Below are 1,730 nucleotides of genomic sequence, written 5' to 3' on the forward strand. Positions count from 1 at the left end.
ACCTGCGCGACTATCGCATCCAATCCAGTACGCAACAGGCCGTCATCACCGGCGGCAGCGCCTTCAACATCAAGGCCGAGTCGTTGCGTCTGGGCGATTTCAGCGAGGCAGAAACGCGGACCTTGCTGCGTCGACCGTCGAGCGGCCCGGTAAGCGTTGCCTCACACCATCTCCGGTGTCGATCAGCGCTGAAAAATCGCCCCATTGTTGCGCCTTGGCGCCTCGGATGGCGCCGGCTGGCCCCATGACTCCGGCCCGAGCGATGGCGGCGGCGGCAAGGGGAGTGCAGAACGGGTCGATGTGGCCGACGGTGCCGGAGCGGCGGCGGCTGGAAAGGCAGCGACCGGCGCCGCCGAACCCTGCAGGCGCAGTCTCAGCTGATTCAGCACCTCACCCCAAGGAAAGGCCGCTCCCGGATCTTGCTTGCGCTTGATCTTGCGTCCCTGACAGCTGAACGACGCCTGTGATCCACCTCGGCATGGCCCTGCAACTCCAGCACCAAGGCGCGACGATTTTGGTTTGACCACTTCGGTCACCTCGGCTAATCTCACGTGCCCGCTGTAAAAACTCACATGACAAGGCGAGGTCAATCGACCCCAGCCAACCACTGGCCTATCGTGTGCATCACCATGAAATGGAAAGAACGACTCGTTGCCGATCCTACGATCTGTCACGGTCAGGTTTGCGTCAAAGGGACACGGATACCCGTCTCCGTGATTCTCGATAATTTGGCTGACGGTGCAACCGCTCAGCGCATTCTCGACAGCTATCCAAGCCTCCAACTTGAGGATATCCAAGCGGTATTGAGCTATGCCGCAGAGGTCGCACGTGAGCGGATCGTGGATCTGCCTGAGCTGGCCGCTTGAAGTTCAAGACGGATGAAAATCTGCCTTTGGAAGTCGCCGCCTCGCTCCGTGAGGATGGGCATGATGCGTTGACTGTGATCGACCAGCGGATGGCCGGAAGTCCGGACGCTGACTTGGCCGCTGCTTGTCGAACCGAGCGTCGGGCCTTGGTGACCCTCGATCTCGATTTTGCCGATCCGCGAGCCTATCCGCCGGACCAGTATTGCGGACTCATCATTTTGCGACCGCGCATCCAGACAATTCAGATATTTCTTCGTTTGACTCGCCAGATGTTGCAGCTACTTGATCAGCAACCACTGATTGGGCATCTGTGGATCGTCGAAGAGCAACGCGTCCGCATCCGAGGTGGGGATGAACACTGATCAAATCGGCGCATAGACTCTGCCGCCGGCACCATAGACGTTCTGAAAGACCGCGCGTAGCCGCACCAGCGTTGACCGTCGAGCGTCGAGCGTCGAGCGATCCGGTAAGTGGCTGCCCATTTTTTACTTCCCGATAATCGCCCACCACGGGCCCTCAAATCGGGAAGAAGTTGATGGACAGTTGCTAAGCGTTGCCTCACACCATCTCCGGTGTCGATCAACGCTGAAAGATCGCGCCATTGCTACGCCTTGGCGCCTCGGATGGCGCCGGCTGGCCCCATGACTCCGGCCCGAGCGATGGCGGCGGCGGCAAGGGGAGTGCAGAACGGGTCGATGTGGCCGACGGTGCCGGAGCGGCGGCGGCTGGAAAGGCAGCGACCGGCGCCGCCGAACCCTGCAGGCGCAGTCTCAGCTGATTCAGCACCTCACCCCAAGGAAAGGCCGCTCCCGGATCTTGCTTGCGCTTGATCTTGCGTCCCTGACAGCTGAACGACGCCTGATC

4 protein-coding genes are annotated in these 1,730 nt (G+C 60.8%); 3 read left to right on the forward strand and 1 reads right to left on the reverse strand.

Annotation, left to right across the window (positions count from 1 at the left end; all coding sequences use genetic code 11):
- The 3 genes from CCR96_RS24230 to CCR96_RS12440 all read left to right on the forward strand — a co-directional run.
- Positions 1-248, forward strand: a 248-nt coding sequence (locus CCR96_RS24230) for a hypothetical protein (RefSeq protein ID WP_207191962.1), incomplete at its 5' end; no start/stop codon positions are given.
- A gap of 381 nt (positions 249-629) precedes the next feature.
- Positions 630-866 (forward strand): DUF433 domain-containing protein, encoded by a 237-nt coding sequence (locus CCR96_RS12435; RefSeq protein WP_201220430.1) that lies wholly within the window; start codon positions 630-632, stop codon positions 864-866.
- On the forward strand, positions 863-1,228 hold the full coding sequence (locus CCR96_RS12440) for a DUF5615 family PIN-like protein (RefSeq protein WP_201220431.1): 366 nt from the start codon (positions 863-865) through the stop codon (positions 1,226-1,228). The genes CCR96_RS12435 and CCR96_RS12440 overlap by 4 nt, the downstream gene beginning before the upstream one ends.
- A gap of 217 nt (positions 1,229-1,445) precedes the next feature.
- Here the strand turns inward: CCR96_RS12440 and CCR96_RS24235 are convergent.
- Positions 1,446-1,730, reverse strand: a 285-nt coding sequence (locus CCR96_RS24235; RefSeq protein ID WP_207191950.1) for a hypothetical protein, incomplete at its 5' end; no start/stop codon positions are given.

This window comes from Halochromatium roseum (assembly GCF_016653315.1).
Classification (GTDB): domain Bacteria; phylum Pseudomonadota; class Gammaproteobacteria; order Chromatiales; family Chromatiaceae; genus Lamprobacter; species Lamprobacter roseus.

Bases quoted from the DNA above. Each gene is read 5' to 3' on its own strand.
- CCR96_RS12435 (WP_201220430.1), top strand. From the start codon at position 630: ATGAAATGGAAAGAACGACTCGTTGCCGATCCTACGATCTGTCACGGT.